The following is a 14,902-nucleotide window of genomic DNA, read 5'->3' as shown; positions in this document are numbered from 1 at the left end:
GGGCAGGAATATCCGGCTGTGAGATGGGCAGAATCGCAGATAACTGCTGACTTGAAATTGAATAACTGAGCAGTTATTGCAGCTGAAATACAATGCAGATAAATAACAGAAAGGTGGACATAAAAAATGACAACAGCAAACACAAATGAAGACAAACTGATCCTGGGAGGCCATGAGTTTACTTCCCGTTTTATCCTTGGTTCCGGAAAATTTTCCCTGGAGCTTGTAAAAGCATGTATTGAAAAAGCAGGAACTCAGATCGTAACACTTGCCCTGCGCCGTGCAAATGAGGGTGGGCTTGCCAATATTCTTGACTATGTGCCGAAGGATGTTACTCTTCTTCCGAATACGTCCGGCGCCAGAAATGCAGAAGAGGCAGTCCGTATCGCAAGACTTTCCCGCGAGCTTGGCTGCGGAGATTTTGTAAAGATCGAAGTTATCCATGATTCCAAATATCTTCTTCCGGATAACTATGAGACCATCAAGGCAACAGAGATCCTTGCAAAAGAGGGCTTTGTAGTTATGCCATACATGTATCCGGATCTGAATGCAGCCAGAGATCTGGTGAATGCAGGAGCTGCCTGTGTAATGCCGCTTGGCTCTCCGATCGGTTCCAACAAAGGAATCTGTACAAAAGAATTCATCCAGATCCTTATCGACGAGATCGACCTTCCGATCATCGTGGACGCAGGAATCGGCCGCCCGTCACAGGCATGTGAGGCTATGGAAATGGGTGCTGCAGCAGTTATGGCAAATACAGCTATTGCAACTGCAGGAGACGTCCGTGTTATGGCGGAAGCCTTTAAGAAGGCTATTGAGGCAGGAAGAAGTGCATATCTTTCCGGTATGGGAAGAACTCTGGAGAGAGGTGCAAGTGCATCCTCACCACTGACCGGATTTCTTCATGAGTAAAATTGATAAATGAATGATTGAACGCAGAACACTAAGCGGGGGACAGGCTCTGCCTGTGTAGTGAAACACAGGTATTATCTGGTTTCAATCGAAATTGAGTTTACAGATATGCAGCAGTGAGCACCAGAGTATTGCTGCAATATATGAGAGGAGCGACATAAGAGTAATGGCAGAAACAGTACAGGCCAGCCGACAGGACGGCCATTTTAATGAAAGTATCGTAAATGAAGAAATTCTGGAAGATATGAAAAAGAACCGTATCGATCACATGAAGTACCTTCCGGATATGGAACAGCTGGAAGAATCTGATGTAATGGATCAGGTTATTTCCGCAATGAACGCATATGATTATGATAAGTACACAGAAGCGGATGTACGGAGAGCGCTTGTTCATGACAACCGTACACCGGAGGATTTTAAAGCACTGCTTTCACCGGCAGCGCTGCCTCTTCTGGAAGAAATCGCACAGGCTGCACGGATCGAAACAAGGAAACATTTTGGAAACAGTATCTGCATGTTTACACCGATCTACATTGCAAACTACTGTGAGAACTACTGTATTTACTGTGGATTTAACTGCCACAACAAGATCCGCCGTGCACAGCTGAATGCAGATGAGATCGAGAAAGAGATGGCAGCCATTGCAGAAACCGGACTCCAGGAGATCTTGATCCTTACCGGGGAGAGCAAAACGAAATCTAATGTGGAATATATCGGAAAGGCTTGTGAGATCGCCCGGAAATATTTCAAGGTAGTCGGTCTTGAGGTGTATCCGATGAATTCTGATGAGTACGCATATCTTCACAAATGCGGCGCAGATTATGTGACAGTTTTCCAGGAGACCTATAATTCTGATAAATACGAAACTCTGCATCTGGCAGGCCACAAGAGGATTTTCCCATACAGGTTAAATACACAGGAGCGTGCGTTAAAAGGCGGCATGCGAGGTGTTGGCTTTGCGGCACTTCTGGGACTGGATGATTTCCGCAAGGATGCTTTTGCAACGGGATATCATGCATATCTTCTGCAGAGAAAATATCCACATGCAGAAATCGCTTTTTCCTGCCCGAGACTTCGTCCGATCATCAACAACGACAGGATCAACCCGAAGGATGTTCACGAACCGCAGCTTCTCCAGGTAGTCTGTGCATATCGTCTGTTTATGCCGTTTGCAAGTATTACCGTATCCACCAGAGAATGTGAGCGTGTCCGTGACAATCTGGTGAATATTGCAGCAACCAAGATCTCTGCAGGTGTCAGCACCGGAATCGGAAGCCATGTGGATGATATCGAAGATAAAGGTGATGATCAGTTTGAGATTTCCGACGGAAGGTCTGTGAACGAAGTTTTCAACGCCCTGAAAGATCATGGCCTGCAGCCAGTCATGAACGACTATATTTATCTGTGAAAACACGACAGAAGAGGATAACTTCTGTGGAATATGTGGAAAACCACCCACCCCGGAGAATGTTTCTCCGGGGTGGGTGTGGATAACCATAAAATAAAAACGGATAGAAAATAAAGGAAGAATTTGTCGGAAGAGTAATGATGATTTTTTAGTCCGGGTCTGATAAAATAAATATAACAAGGAGGACGATTAAGAATAATAAAATTCACATAAGATAAAGAGTCAGAGTAAAATTACAAAAGCATTTTCAAGGCACAGCTGATAACGATACTGAACTAAAAAAGAGGTGCCACATGGCAAATACAAAACATGAAGATGCTATTATGAAAATGGGATTTGATTATTTCCGTGATACGATCCTGAAAAGTCTTGGAATTGACTATGAATTTGTGAATCTTGGTCCTACAGAGCTGATAGAACTTACTATTCATTCTTTATATATGGATTTTACATTTCTGACTAAAGAAGGATTTTATATTCATATAGAATTCCAGACAACCGACAAGGGAGAAAATGATTTGCGCAGATTTCTTGCCTATGATGCGGTATATTCACATAAAACAGGAAAAAATGTTATAACCTATGTGATTTATTCAGGTGGAATCAAATCGGTTAAGACAGAATTGAATATGGGACTGTTTACATATCGGATACAACCGATATATCTCAAGGATAGAAATGCAGATGAGGTTTTTGAAAAAATACGACAAAAACAAGAAGACGGAACAGAGCTTACGGAAGAAGATTATGCAAGCCTATCGTTGACACCATTAATGTCTGGGAATATGAAGATTAAGGAAAAAATCAAAGAAGCAGTTATACTATCCAAAAAGAAACGTGGCCTAACAGCAGAAAAAACAATGGCAATGTTATATACTCTGGCAGATAAGTTTTTGGATAGTAAAGATCTGGATGAGATTAAGGAGGTTATATCTATGACAAGACTTGGACAGATGTTGTTGGATGAGGGAATGGAAAAAGGAATGAAAAAAGGAATGGAGCAGGGACTGCTTTTGTCAAAAAAACTTCTGGAAGAGAACCGTACAGAAGACCTTGATAAGGCTATGAAAGATGAAAATTATATGAAAAAGCTGCTGGAAGAATTGAATATCAAATAAAAAATCACCAGAAATACTGTAAATACAAGGCTGATTACGTTTTCTGTAAATATTCTGAAATGGAAATTTTTATACGGAATCATATGTTTATTTACCGATTTCCGGGATTTTTCTGCTGTTTTTTAAGGTAGGAATACCAGGAATTTTGGATAGCATGAAAACGGTTTCCGATTCTATAGTTTTCATAAAGACTTACTCGTGTTTATAATAAGCCAACAACAAAAATAAAGGCAGAAAAACAGGAGGAAAAGTATTATGAAAAGAAAATGGAAATCAGCAACAGCAGCCCTTTTGGCAGCAGTAACCATCGGAAGTCTTACAGGAGCAAACGCTTATGCGGCGGACAGTGTCAGCATTACAAACGTATCTTATGACCCCACCAGAGAGCTCTATGAACAGTATAATAAGATCTTTCAGAAGCATTGGAAAGAAAAGACAGGGCAGGATGTGGTGGACATCACACAATCCCACGGAGGCTCAGGAAAGCAGGCACTTGAGGTTGCCAACGGACTGGAAGCAGATGTGGTAACACTGGCACTGGAGTATGATGTAGATGCGATCCAGGATGCAGGACTCATCGATGACGGATGGGTGGACGAATTTCCGGAGGACAGCGCTCCCTACACTTCGACGATTGTATTTCTTGTGAGAAAAGGAAATCCGAAGAACATCAAAGACTGGGACGATCTGGTAAAGAAAGACGTAGGTGTGATCACACCAAACCCGAAAACCTCCGGCGGAGCAAGATGGAACTATCTGGCAGCCTGGGCCTATGCAAAAGATAAATATAACGGAGATGAGGATAAAATTAAAGAATTCATCGGAGATCTTTACAAAAACGTACTTGTCCTGGACACCGGAGCCAGAGGCGCAACGACCTCTTTCGTGGAAAACGGACAGGGTGATGTACTGATCGCCTGGGAAAATGAAGCCTATCTTTCCGTAAAGGATTATCCGGACGACTACGAGATCGTAACACCAAGCATCAGCATCCTTGCACAGCCATCTGTAGCAGTAGTCGATAAAGTCGTAGACAAAAGAGGCACCAGAGATGTGGCAGAGGAATATCTGAATTATCTCTATTCCGATGAAGCACAGCGGATCGCCGGTGATAATTATTACCGTCCGTCAAATCAGGATATTCTGAAGGAATACTCCGATGTGTTTGATCTGGACATCAATCTTGTCACCATTGATGATTTCGGCGGATGGAAAAAGGCACAGGAAACACATTTCTCAGATGGAGGGATTTTTGATCAGATTTACGAAGGATAGACAGCAGAAGATATAGTTGGACGCAATAACACAAAGAAGCTGCAGAACAGTGAAAAAACAGAGTCTGCAGCTTCTTTTATGTAAATATTGTGAATCACAAGGGATCAGGCATGGCCATATCCACACGCTCTGCGTAAACGAAATCTATGGATTTAATCAGCTCTGTGGCTTCCTTTTCGGCGGCCTTATCATAGGTGTCTGACGGAGTCAGGACAAAAAGTCCGAATGTATAATCGTCAGTCTGGCATACAAGAGCATCTACATTTTTTTCTTCTTCGTTGACTTCGGTTAAGTATTGATATTTCGTGGCAGGATAAGATTCAAAGGTAAGATCCTTTTTGGTGATGATCTCACCCTTTACCGGATAGTATTCTGCCAGAAAACCCTTCAGGGAAGAATCCTCCAGAGAGGAATTTGGGTATGAAGAATCGGAATATTCCTGAAGATTGCCGTAGTCATCAATATAATATTTATCTCTGGAGCCAATATATGTGGTTCCGGTGGCATCTTCCAGCCACACACTGCCGTCCTCATAATAATAATGAGGCTCAAAATAACCGTCCTGTTCGGTCCAGCCGGCATCGTTGCCTTCCATCAGTTCACCGGAATCCGGGTCAGGGGCATAATTACCTTCCCCGATATATTCATCCTCGGAACCATTGCGGTACCAGTAATCTCCGTTTTCATCCTGCCAGATGTACTGACCGTCATCGGTTGGAGGGTCAGAAGCGAGGACCGGGACTGCAGATATGGAAAGAGCGATCGCGCCTGTTATAGGAATAAAGAAAAAGCCCTCCGGAGATTGCAACCAGCGCAAAATTGATCAGCACATTTCCCCAGGAACCGGTCCCGAGACTGAGAAAGGCCATGATCAGGCTGATCACAGTACCTCCCAAGGCGAGGATGTTGAACAGCCGGACGCGGAAATCAAGGGTGGGACTGAATAAAGAGTGAAAAATATTCCGGAGCTTCGGGTTTATATTGATAGGGATCACCTCCTGTTCTTAATGTAGGTTTGTATGCCTGCGGGCATCTTTCTTTTGGTGGTGTAATTATCGTAACTGTTATAATTGTATCATGCTGTCGTATAGTTGTGTACACAAAAAAATACATTTAATCCCGTTTTCCTATTGACATACTATGAATAGTAGGTTAATATAAGTGTCAACAAAAGAAAGGGAAGAGGCTATGAACGAATACGGCTTTAATACAGGACTGCTCCACGGCACCAATGAGAAATATCCGCAGGGAGCCACACAGGTTCCAATCTATCAGAGCAGTGCATTCCGACATGACAGCGCGGAAGACCTGGAGAAAATTTTTGACAATAAAAAAATGGGCTTCTCCTATACAAGGATCAACAATCCTACGGTAGAGTCCTTTGAGAAGAGAGTGACCATGCTGGAGGATGGGATCGGCAGTGTGGCCTGTGCATCCGGAATGGCAGCGCTGACCAATGCGTTTCTGAATATTCTTCAGTCGGGAGATGAGATCGTGGCAGCCTGCGGACTGTATGGCGGAACCGTGGAACTGTTCGATGATCTGAAGCCTTTCGGGATTTCCGTAAAATATGTGAAAGAGAATAAGCCGGAAGCTTTTGAGGCAGAGATCACAGAGAAGACGCGACTTGTTTTTGCGGAAACCATCGGCAACCCCAAGCTGGATGTTACCGATATCCAGGCAGTTGCGGAAGTGGCACATAAGCATGACGTACCGCTGATCGTAGACAACACGGTGGCAACCCCGTATCTGATCCAGCCACTGAAGCTTGGAGCTGACATTGTGGTTCATTCCTCTTCCAAATATATCAATGGAAGCAGCGATGCCATCAGCGGTATTCTTGTCTGTGGTAAGGGTCTGAAATGGGACCCTGACCGATATCCGGGACTTGCTCCATACCGGAAATTCGGACCATTTGCATACATCGCCAAGCTTAGAAACGGACTTTTCCGGAACACTGGCGCGTGTCTTGCTCCGCAGAATGCTTTCCTTAATAATCTGGGACTGGAAACCCTGGGACTTCGAATGCAGAGACAGTGTGACAATGCACTGGAGCTTGCGAGATTTTTACAGGGCCTGGGTGGTGACATTGAAGTAAATTATCCGGGACTGGAAGAAAGCCCTTATCACGAAATTGCGGAAAAGCAGTTCAGGAATGGCTACGGAGCTATCGTAACCGTAAGAACCGGAAGCAAGGAGAAGGCTTTTTCCATTATCAATTCATTGAAGATCCCGCTGATCATCTCCAATATCGGAGATACGAAGACACTGGTGATCCATCCGGAATCCACCATCGCGGCACACATCTCCGACGAAGAGAAGCTGCAGTCCGGAGTATTCGAGGATCTGATCCGTATCAGTGTGGGAATTGAAGATATTGAAGATTTAAAAGGAGATTTCAAACAAGCGATAGAAAATAACCGATAAAATCTAAGAGCTGCACCAGCAGAGAAATGGAGAGTTCGTTATGGCAAAAGTAGATTACGCTACATTAAAAAAAGGTGGTTTCATGAGACAGAAGCAGAAAAATAATTTTTCTCTTCGTCTTGCCTGTGTAGGCGGTACACTTACCGCAGAAAACCTTAAGAAGATCGCAGAGGTAGCTGAGAAATACGGTGACGGATATGTACATCTTACTTCCAGACAGGGAGTTGAGATCCCGTTCATTAAATTAGATGATATTGATGATGTAAAGGATGATCTTGCAAAAGGCGGATGCAAGCCTGGTGTCTGCGGACCGAGAGTCCGTACAGTTACAGCCTGCCAGGGCAACGCTGTCTGTCCAAGCGGAAATATCAACAGCTATGACATTGCAGTGAAATTAAATGAAAGATATTTCGGAAGAGAGCTTCCTCATAAATTCAAATTCGGTGTTACCGGATGCCAGAACAACTGTCTGAAGGCAGAGGAGAATGATGTAGGGATCAAGGGAGCGGCTGAGGTCAGCTGGAAAGAGGATGCATGTATCCACTGTGGTGTCTGTGAAAAGGCCTGCAGAGAAAACGCCATCTCCTTTGAGGATGACAAGCTGGTGATCGATACAGAGAAATGTAACTACTGCGGCAGATGTGCAAAATCCTGTCCGGTGGATGCATGGGATGTAAACGAAGCATATATCGTTTCCTTTGGCGGAACGTTTGGAAATCACATCAGCAAGGGACAGGAATTCCTTCCGCTTATCACCTCTGAGGAGCAGCTTTTCAGAGTGACCGATGCAGCGATCCAGTTCTTTGATGATCATGCAAATCCGGGAGAGCGTTTTAAATTTACCATCGACCGGGTAGGCGCTGAAAAACTTCAGGAAGTTTTGAAAGGAGCATACAATGGCTGATATTAAGATTGATGATACCGTAGATATTACCGATGTGGTCTGCCCGGTAACCTTTGTAAAAGCAAAGGTAGCACTTGAGGAGCTGGATGACGGACAGATCCTGGCAATCAAAATGAACGATGGCGAGCCGGTACAGAATGTGCCGAGAAGCGTGAAGGAAGAAGGACATCAGATCCTGAAGCTCGAGGACAACGAAGACGGAACTTATACACTGATCGTAAGAAAAGTTGAAGAATAGGAGAACAGAGAAATGACAATCACAGTTGCAGGAAATAAAAAAGAGTACGAAGACGGACTGAAGCTTACAGAGCTTATTGAGAAAGAGGATATTGAAAGTCCTGAGTATGTAACCGTAACTATCAACGATGAATTCATCAGCAAGGCAGACGTTCCGGAAACAGAGGTAAAGGACGGCGACGTTGTTGAGTTCCTGTACTACATGGGAGGAGGCGCAAGATAATGGCTTTTACAAATGAGCAGCTTGAGCGGTACTCCCGCCATATCATCCTGAAAGAGGTTGGAGTAAAAGGTCAGAAAAAGCTTCTGAATGCCAAGGTTCTGATCATCGGAGCCGGCGGACTTGGAGCACCGGCAGCCCTTTACCTTGCAGCAGCAGGTGTGGGAACCATCGGGATCGTGGATGCAGATGAGGTAGATCTTTCCAATCTTCAGCGACAGGTCATCCACACAACTGCAGATGTCGGCAAACTGAAGGTAGAGTCTGCGGCTGAGACCATGAAAGCAATCAACCCGGACGTTACTGTAAATACATATCATACCTTTGTAGATTCCAGCAACATCATGGATCTGATCAAAGATTACGATTTCATTCTTGACGGAACAGACAACTTTCCTGCAAAATTCCTGATCAACGATGCCTGTGTAATGGCTGAGAAACCGTTTTCACATGCAGGGATCATCCGTTTCCAGGGACAGCTGATGACTTACGTTCCGGGACAGGGCCCATGCTACAGATGTGCGTTCCAGAGTCCGCCGCCAAAGGATGCCGTACCGACCTGTAAGCAGGCTGGCGTGATCGGAGCCATGGGCGGAGTGATCGGAAGCCTTCAGGCCATGGAAGCAATCAAGTACATCATCGGACAGGGTGATCTTCTTACAGGAAGACTTCTCACCTACGATGCGCTGAAGATGACCTTCCGTACCGTGAAGCTTCCGAAGAATCATCATTGCCCGGTATGCGGCGATGATCCGACGATCACAGAACTGATCGATTATGAGCAGGCTGTGTGTGAGCTGAAACACTGATAATATAGAAGGCAAAAGTGTCTGCTGGTGCAGGCAGTATAAATAAGTATAGAAACCCATTGGAGGCTGCGAAGAAATGCTGAAATTAAAAAAAGAAGATTATGAGAAAATATTAGACCACTGCAGAAAAGGACTTCCCAATGAGTCCTGCGGCCTTCTGGGCGGGACCATTGAGGGCGATGTAAAAACCATCGAGAAGGTGTATCTGCTGACAAATATTGATGAAAGCAACGAACACTTTTCCATGGACCCGAAGGAACAGCTGAGCGCGATCAAGGATATCCGTCAGAACGGATATCAGATGATCGGAAACTTTCATTCTCATCCGGAGTCTCCGTCAAGGCCTTCCGAAGAAGATAAACGACTTGCATTTGACCCGAACATCGAATATCTGATCCTCTCCCTTATGGATGCAGAAAATCCAGTGTTGAGGGCCTTTGGCGTAGATAAAGAGAAAAATGTAACTGTACATGAGCTTCAGATAACAGAGTGATGAGTATGAAAAACAGATTAAACACAAAGGAAATTACAACAGATGTGCTGATCATAGGCGGAGGTACCGCAGGCTGCTATGCGGCGCTGGTTCTCTCAGAACAGAAAGCCGGCAGGGTACTGATCGCAGAAAAAGCAAATATCAGACGAAGCGGCTGTCTGGCAGCAGGTGTTAATGCCATCAATGCCTACATTGTAAAAGGCCGCAAGCCTCAGGACTATGTAGATTATGCCACAAAGGATGCCGCCGGGATCGTAAGGCAGGACCTTCTTCTTACAGCAGCGGAGAATTTCAACGAAGTTACTGCAAAGATGGAAAAGCTTGGGCTTGTGATCCTGAAGGATGAAAATGGTGATTACGTAGCCAGAGGAAACCGTAACATCAAGATCAACGGTGAAAATTTTAAACCACTTCTTGCTGATGCAGTTCATAAAGCTGAGAACGTAGACGTTCTGAATTATGTAAATATCACAGACCTTCTTGTAAAAGACGGACAGGTTTACGGAGCGGTTGGTTTCTCTATTATGGAAGAAACCGCATACATTATCCGGGCAAAGGCAGTTCTTGCTGCAACAGGCGGAGCGGCCGGACTTTATAAGCCGAACAATCCGGGATTTTCCAGACATAAGATGTGGTATCCGCCGTTTAACACAGGTGCCGGATATGCAATGGGAATCCTGGCAGGTGCGGAGATGACGTCCTTTGAGATGCGTTTTATCGCACTTCGCTGCAAGGATACCATTGCTCCTACGGGAACCATCGCACAGGGTGTCGGCGCAAAACAGATCAATGCAGCTGGCGAGATCTATGAGACAAAATACGGACTGACCACAAGCGAGAGAGTTTACGGAACAGTCCGGGAAAATCAGCTTGGCCACGGCCCGTGTTACCTGAAGACTACAGGGATCACGAAGGAACAGGACGAAGATCTTCTGAAGGCTTATCTCAACATGGCACCGAGCCAGACTCTGAAATGGATCGAAAGCGGAAAGAACCCCAGTGAGCAGGATGTTGAGATCCAGGGAACAGAGCCGTATATCGTAGGTGGTCATACAGCCAGCGGCTACTGGGTAAATACAGGCCGTGAAACCACGGTAAAGGGGCTGTATGCAGCCGGTGATGTTGCAGGTGGATGTCCACAGAAATATGTGACAGGAGCTCTTGCAGAAGGAAAGCTTGCAGCACTGGATATGGTGAAACAGTTTAAGGCCGGAACGCTGAGGGAAGCAGATGTTCAGACTGAGACAGAGATCAAGGTTCAGGAAGAGGAGATTCTTTCCCAGTACGAAAAGTTCCGCAATGAAGATGCACCGGCATTTTCCGTGGAAGAGCTGGAAGAGGCCATGCAGAAAGTCATGGATGAGTATGCAGGAGGAATTGCTTCCAATTATCAGTTTAATGAGAAACAGCTTGCTCTTGCAGATGAAAAAATCCTTCAGCTTCAGGCTCTTGCCGAAAAAACAGCGGCAGCAGATATGCATGAGCTGATGTTTGCATACGAACTTCGTGAGCGTCTCATTGTGTGTCGTTCACTGATCGCTCATCTGAAAAACCGCAAAGAGACCAGATGGCATTCTTTCAACGAAAATCTGGATCATCCGGAAACAGATGAGAAATTTTATAAATATGTAAATTCGAAACTGGAAAACGGTGAGATCAGGATGATTTTCCGCGACATTGTAAAGGAGGACACATATGAGCATACGAATTGATCAGAAAAAATGTGTTGGCTGCAGAAAATGCAGTGAAGTATGTCCGGGAACCCTGATCGTCATGGAAGACAAAAAAGCCGTGATGAAATATCCGAAAAACTGCTGGGGCTGCGTTTCCTGTGTAAAGGAATGTAAAGCCGGTGCCATCGACTTTTTCCTTGGTGCGGATATCGGCGGTAACGGAAGTATCATGAATGTAAAAAGCGAAGGGGATATCCTTCACTGGATCATTACAAAAACGGACGGTTCTACATCCGTGATCGATGTGGATCGACGGAATTCGAATAAATATTAGACCAGAAGATAAGTGCTGCCGGTTCTGGCGGCCGGAACAGGAGGATGAGATCAGATATGAGTGGATTATCACATTTGGATGAGCTGGAAGCAGAGGCAATTTATATCATCCGTGAAGTTGCAGCAGAGTGCGAGAAGCCGGTAATGCTTTATTCTATAGGAAAAGACAGTTCTGTAATGCTTCATCTTGCAATGAAAGCTTTTTACCCGGAGAAGCCGCCATTCCCGTTTCTTCACGTAAATACAACATGGAAATTTAAAGAGATGATCGAGTTCCGTGACAAAACCGCGAAGGATCTGGGAATCGAAATGCTTGAGTACATTAATCAGGATGGCGTGAAGCAGGGAATCAATCCTTTTGACAGCGGTTCCGCATACACAGACATCATGAAAACACAGGCACTGAAGCAGGCTCTTAAGAAATATGGTTTCACAGCTGCTTTTGGCGGCGGTCGTCGTGACGAGGAGAAAAGCCGTGCAAAAGAGCGTATCTTCTCCTTCCGTAATGCAGAGCAGGCCTGGGATCCGAAGAACCAGCGTCCGGAGATGTGGAAGCTTTATAATACGGAGATCAATAAAGGCGAAAGCATCCGTGTTTTCCCGATTTCCAACTGGACTGAGACGGATATCTGGCAGTATATTAAGAGGGAAAATATCCCGATCGTTCCTCTTTATTTTGCAAAAGAGCGTCCGGTTGTATACAGAGACGGCAACATTATCATGGTGGATGACGACAGGATGCGCCTGAACCCGGGTGAGGAGCCGCAGATGAAAAAGGTCCGTTTCCGTACTCTCGGATGCTATCCTCTGACAGGTGGTATCGAATCTGAAGCGGAGACGCTGGATGAGATCATTGACGAGACTTTAAGCTCTGTGGAATCTGAGAGAACCACACGTGTTATCGATTCCGACGGCGGAGCTGCCAGCATGGAAAAAAGAAAGAGAGAGGGGTACTTCTAGGATGAGCGGATTACTGAAATTTATCACTTGCGGAAGTGTAGATGATGGAAAATCTACACTGATCGGTCATATTCTTTATGATTCCAAGCTTTTATATGCGGATCAGGAAAAAGCCCTTCTTCTGGACAGCAAGGTAGGTTCCAGAGGAGGCGCCATTGATTATTCTCTTCTTCTGGATGGTCTGATGGCAGAACGTGAGCAGGGAATCACTATAGATGTTGCGTATCGTTATTTTACAACCGATAAGAGAAGTTTTATCGTTGCGGATACTCCAGGGCATGAGGAGTATACAAGAAACATGGCGGTTGGAGCTTCCTTTGCTCAGCTTTCCATTATTCTTGTGGATGCGAAGCAGGGGGTTCTGGTGCAGACAAGGCGTCATGCACGTATCTGCGCTCTGATGGGTATCCATCATTTTGTATTTGCTGTGAACAAAATGGATCTTGTTGATTACAGTGAGAGCCGTTTTAATGAGATCGTAGAGGATATCAATGAGCTTTCTGAGACTCTGGGGCTTCAGGATGTTGTGATCATTCCCGTCAGTGCTACAGAGGGTGATAACGTAACGAAGAAGTCTCCGCATATGCCCTGGTATACGGGGAAAGCTCTTCTGGAGCATCTTGAGACTGTGGATGTTTCAGAGACTGAGAATGTCAGCGAATTTTATCTGCCTGTTCAGCGTGTTTCTCGTCCAAATCATGAATTTCGCGGTTTCCAGGGCCAGATCGAGAGTGGTCGGGTTCATGTAGGCGATATCATCACAACGCTCCCAAGCAACGAGACAGCGGCTGTTAAGACGATCCTGGTGGGCAGCGACGATCGTGAAGAGGCTGTTGCCGGCCAGGCTGTTACGATACAGCTGGATAAAGAGGTGGATGTAAGCCGTGGATGTGTTCTTACCAATAATAATGAGATCCCTGTTGCAAAGGGCTTTGAGGCTACGCTTCTATGGATGGATGATTCCAGGCTTGAAGTGGGCAAGGAGTATCTTGTGAAGCTTGGTACCAAGAAGATCGCAGGTGTGGTTAAGAGTATTGAGTTTAAGACGGATGTAAATACCGGGGAGCATCTGCATGCGGATACGATCGAGAAGAATGAGATCGCTCTTTGCAAAATCGGTCTTTCTGATAAGGTTGTGCTGGATGAGTTTAAGAGGAATAAGACTCTCGGTGAGCTGATCCTGATCGACCGTGTGAGTCATATGACTTCTGCATGTGGTGTTGTGGAATCGGTTGATACTGAGGGGGAGAAGCCTTATTTCCAGAAGGATGATGTGAAGGTTGGCGGTTATGTTTTTGAGGAGTTTTATTTTAACCTTGAGAATGCGCTGCTTTCCAAGGTGGATAAAGAGGTTAAGACTTATCATGTAGGGGATGTGGTGCCTGTTGAGGGTGACAGCTTTGCGTATCCGGGCTATTTTGATATTGTTTCTCTGGAGGATAGCGCGGCTGTTCTGATCCGTGATAAGAGGGTGCAGGATATTATTCCGCTGGATGAGTATGTGTTTATGGGGCTTCCTGTTGTGGATGAGAGAGGTTTTGCCCTGGAGATCCGCAGTAATGATGATTATCAGATGTTTTTGAGGGAGTTTGAGGCTGCTGATAATAAGTCGGAGTTTCATAATAAGTGGTTTAAGTTTGAGACTTACAGGAGGATTGTCTGCACGGATAATTTCTGGATGATCTGATCTGACCGGATTTGACCTTACCGGATTGGGTGGCGGATGTGGATTGGATTATACGTTTGAAGTTGATCGGGTGAGGTTGTGATTGGTTGTCTGAGTGAAAGATTATATCAGATTATGTCAATGATGTTGAGAGGCTGCATGGGTGTGTGGCCTCTTTTCTTTTTTGTTGGTGAGTCCTCATTCAGCATGTCTTTATGACGGAACGGACGCCGAGGCTCAGGATACTGTCCGGTCTGCGGCTTCGTCGGGGGCTGGCTTCTAAGAAGCGCACCCCTCCTGCAGAGGCAGAGCCAGACAGTATCCTGAGCCTCGGCTGTGCATTCAGGCCGGAAAGGAGAAAAAATCCTGTAGGCAATAAACAATAGTATACATCCTTTATTATCCCCAATCTATCGCAATACAATAAAATTAATGTAAAAAAATAAAAAAAGGTGTTGACAAACAAT

Annotated in this window: 15 protein-coding genes; 14 read left to right on the top strand and 1 reads right to left on the bottom strand. The window is 45.2% G+C overall.

The window, feature by feature from the left end:
• The first annotated feature begins 126 nt into the window (after positions 1-126).
• From V9W66_RS09625 to V9W66_RS09610, 4 genes are all read left to right on the top strand, one after another.
• The gene (locus V9W66_RS09625) at positions 127-912 is read left to right on the top strand and encodes a thiazole synthase (RefSeq protein ID WP_015526604.1); all 786 of its coding nucleotides are present in this window, start codon (positions 127-129) and stop codon (positions 910-912) included.
• A 166-nt stretch (positions 913-1,078) separates the two neighbouring features.
• Positions 1,079-2,320: a 2-iminoacetate synthase ThiH gene (gene thiH, locus V9W66_RS09620; protein ID WP_144100547.1), complete on the top strand. Its 1,242-nt coding sequence runs from the start codon at positions 1,079-1,081 to the stop codon at positions 2,318-2,320.
• Positions 2,321-2,613: 293 nt separating this feature from the next.
• The gene (locus V9W66_RS09615; RefSeq protein ID WP_110104204.1) at positions 2,614-3,438 is read left to right on the top strand and encodes a hypothetical protein; all 825 of its coding nucleotides are present in this window, start codon (positions 2,614-2,616) and stop codon (positions 3,436-3,438) included.
• 255 nt (positions 3,439-3,693) lie between these two features.
• Positions 3,694-4,713: a sulfate ABC transporter substrate-binding protein gene (locus tag V9W66_RS09610; RefSeq protein WP_144093821.1), complete on the top strand. Its 1,020-nt coding sequence runs from the start codon at positions 3,694-3,696 to the stop codon at positions 4,711-4,713.
• A 94-nt stretch (positions 4,714-4,807) separates the two neighbouring features.
• Here V9W66_RS09610 and V9W66_RS09605 read toward each other — a convergent pair whose 3' ends face one another.
• A complete protein-coding gene (locus V9W66_RS09605; protein WP_243121664.1) occupies positions 4,808-5,530 on the bottom strand; it encodes a hypothetical protein in 723 nt (240 codons plus the stop codon).
• A 371-nt stretch (positions 5,531-5,901) separates the two neighbouring features.
• Between V9W66_RS09605 and V9W66_RS09600 the strand changes: the two genes are divergently transcribed.
• The 10 genes from V9W66_RS09600 to V9W66_RS09555 all read left to right on the top strand — a co-directional run bounded on the left by V9W66_RS09600 (position 5,902) and on the right by V9W66_RS09555 (position 14,456).
• On the top strand, positions 5,902-7,140 hold the full coding sequence (locus V9W66_RS09600) for an O-acetylhomoserine aminocarboxypropyltransferase/cysteine synthase family protein (RefSeq protein ID WP_144093823.1): 1,239 nt from the start codon (positions 5,902-5,904) through the stop codon (positions 7,138-7,140).
• 40 nt (positions 7,141-7,180) lie between these two features.
• Positions 7,181-8,044, top strand: coding sequence for a 4Fe-4S binding protein (locus V9W66_RS09595; RefSeq protein WP_021650461.1), 864 nt, complete (start codon positions 7,181-7,183; stop codon positions 8,042-8,044).
• Positions 8,037-8,282: a sulfurtransferase TusA family protein gene (locus tag V9W66_RS09590; RefSeq protein ID WP_015526613.1), complete on the top strand. Its 246-nt coding sequence runs from the start codon at positions 8,037-8,039 to the stop codon at positions 8,280-8,282. Before V9W66_RS09595 ends, V9W66_RS09590 begins: the two co-directional genes overlap by 8 nt.
• Before the next feature lie 12 nt (positions 8,283-8,294).
• Positions 8,295-8,504, top strand: coding sequence for a sulfur carrier protein ThiS (gene thiS / locus V9W66_RS09585; RefSeq protein WP_021650460.1), 210 nt, complete (start codon positions 8,295-8,297; stop codon positions 8,502-8,504).
• Positions 8,504-9,310, top strand: a complete 807-nt coding sequence (gene thiF / locus V9W66_RS09580; RefSeq protein WP_144093822.1) for a thiazole biosynthesis adenylyltransferase ThiF — start codon at positions 8,504-8,506, stop codon at positions 9,308-9,310. The genes thiS and thiF overlap by 1 nt, the downstream gene beginning before the upstream one ends.
• A gap of 76 nt (positions 9,311-9,386) precedes the next feature.
• The gene (locus V9W66_RS09575) at positions 9,387-9,803 is read left to right on the top strand and encodes a M67 family metallopeptidase (protein WP_144093820.1); all 417 of its coding nucleotides are present in this window, start codon (positions 9,387-9,389) and stop codon (positions 9,801-9,803) included.
• A gap of 5 nt (positions 9,804-9,808) precedes the next feature.
• Complete coding sequence (locus tag V9W66_RS09570) at positions 9,809-11,515, top strand: adenylyl-sulfate reductase subunit alpha (RefSeq protein WP_144093819.1); 1,707 nt, start codon at positions 9,809-9,811, stop codon at positions 11,513-11,515.
• Positions 11,499-11,810, top strand: a complete 312-nt coding sequence (locus V9W66_RS09565) for a 4Fe-4S dicluster domain-containing protein (protein ID WP_015526617.1) — start codon at positions 11,499-11,501, stop codon at positions 11,808-11,810. Before V9W66_RS09570 ends, V9W66_RS09565 begins: the two co-directional genes overlap by 17 nt.
• 56 nt (positions 11,811-11,866) lie before the next feature.
• Positions 11,867-12,769: a sulfate adenylyltransferase subunit CysD gene (gene cysD / locus V9W66_RS09560; protein WP_144093818.1), complete on the top strand. Its 903-nt coding sequence runs from the start codon at positions 11,867-11,869 to the stop codon at positions 12,767-12,769.
• Between the two features lies 1 nt (position 12,770).
• Positions 12,771-14,456, top strand: coding sequence for a sulfate adenylyltransferase subunit 1 (locus V9W66_RS09555; protein WP_144093817.1), 1,686 nt, complete (start codon positions 12,771-12,773; stop codon positions 14,454-14,456).
• Positions 14,457-14,902 lie beyond the last annotated feature (446 nt).

Source organism: Blautia massiliensis (ex Durand et al. 2017) (genome assembly GCF_051861785.1).
Taxonomy (GTDB): domain Bacteria; phylum Bacillota; class Clostridia; order Lachnospirales; family Lachnospiraceae; genus Blautia_A; species Blautia_A luti_A.
Note: the sequence above shows the minus strand (reverse complement) of the source record. Positions and strands in the feature narration are given on the sequence as shown.

What these genes read in the sequence shown, in the direction of transcription:
- V9W66_RS09565 (WP_015526617.1), top strand. Translation starts at nt 11,499, where the DNA reads ATGAGCATACGAATTGATCAGAAAAAATGTGTTGGCTGCAGAAAATGC.
- V9W66_RS09555 (WP_144093817.1), top strand. Translation starts at nt 12,771, where the DNA reads ATGAGCGGATTACTGAAATTTATCACTTGCGGAAGTGTAGATGATGGA.
- V9W66_RS09595 (WP_021650461.1), top strand. Translation starts at nt 7,181, where the DNA reads ATGGCAAAAGTAGATTACGCTACATTAAAAAAAGGTGGTTTCATGAGA.
- V9W66_RS09590 (WP_015526613.1), top strand. Translation starts at nt 8,037, where the DNA reads ATGGCTGATATTAAGATTGATGATACCGTAGATATTACCGATGTGGTC.
- V9W66_RS09575 (WP_144093820.1), top strand. Translation starts at nt 9,387, where the DNA reads ATGCTGAAATTAAAAAAAGAAGATTATGAGAAAATATTAGACCACTGC.
- thiF (WP_144093822.1), top strand. Translation starts at nt 8,504, where the DNA reads ATGGCTTTTACAAATGAGCAGCTTGAGCGGTACTCCCGCCATATCATC.
- thiH (WP_144100547.1), top strand. Translation starts at nt 1,079, where the DNA reads ATGGCAGAAACAGTACAGGCCAGCCGACAGGACGGCCATTTTAATGAA.
- V9W66_RS09600 (WP_144093823.1), top strand. Translation starts at nt 5,902, where the DNA reads ATGAACGAATACGGCTTTAATACAGGACTGCTCCACGGCACCAATGAG.
- thiS (WP_021650460.1), top strand. Translation starts at nt 8,295, where the DNA reads ATGACAATCACAGTTGCAGGAAATAAAAAAGAGTACGAAGACGGACTG.
- V9W66_RS09570 (WP_144093819.1), top strand. Translation starts at nt 9,809, where the DNA reads ATGAAAAACAGATTAAACACAAAGGAAATTACAACAGATGTGCTGATC.
- V9W66_RS09625 (WP_015526604.1), top strand. Translation starts at nt 127, where the DNA reads ATGACAACAGCAAACACAAATGAAGACAAACTGATCCTGGGAGGCCAT.
- V9W66_RS09610 (WP_144093821.1), top strand. Translation starts at nt 3,694, where the DNA reads ATGAAAAGAAAATGGAAATCAGCAACAGCAGCCCTTTTGGCAGCAGTA.
- V9W66_RS09615 (WP_110104204.1), top strand. Translation starts at nt 2,614, where the DNA reads ATGGCAAATACAAAACATGAAGATGCTATTATGAAAATGGGATTTGAT.
- cysD (WP_144093818.1), top strand. Translation starts at nt 11,867, where the DNA reads ATGAGTGGATTATCACATTTGGATGAGCTGGAAGCAGAGGCAATTTAT.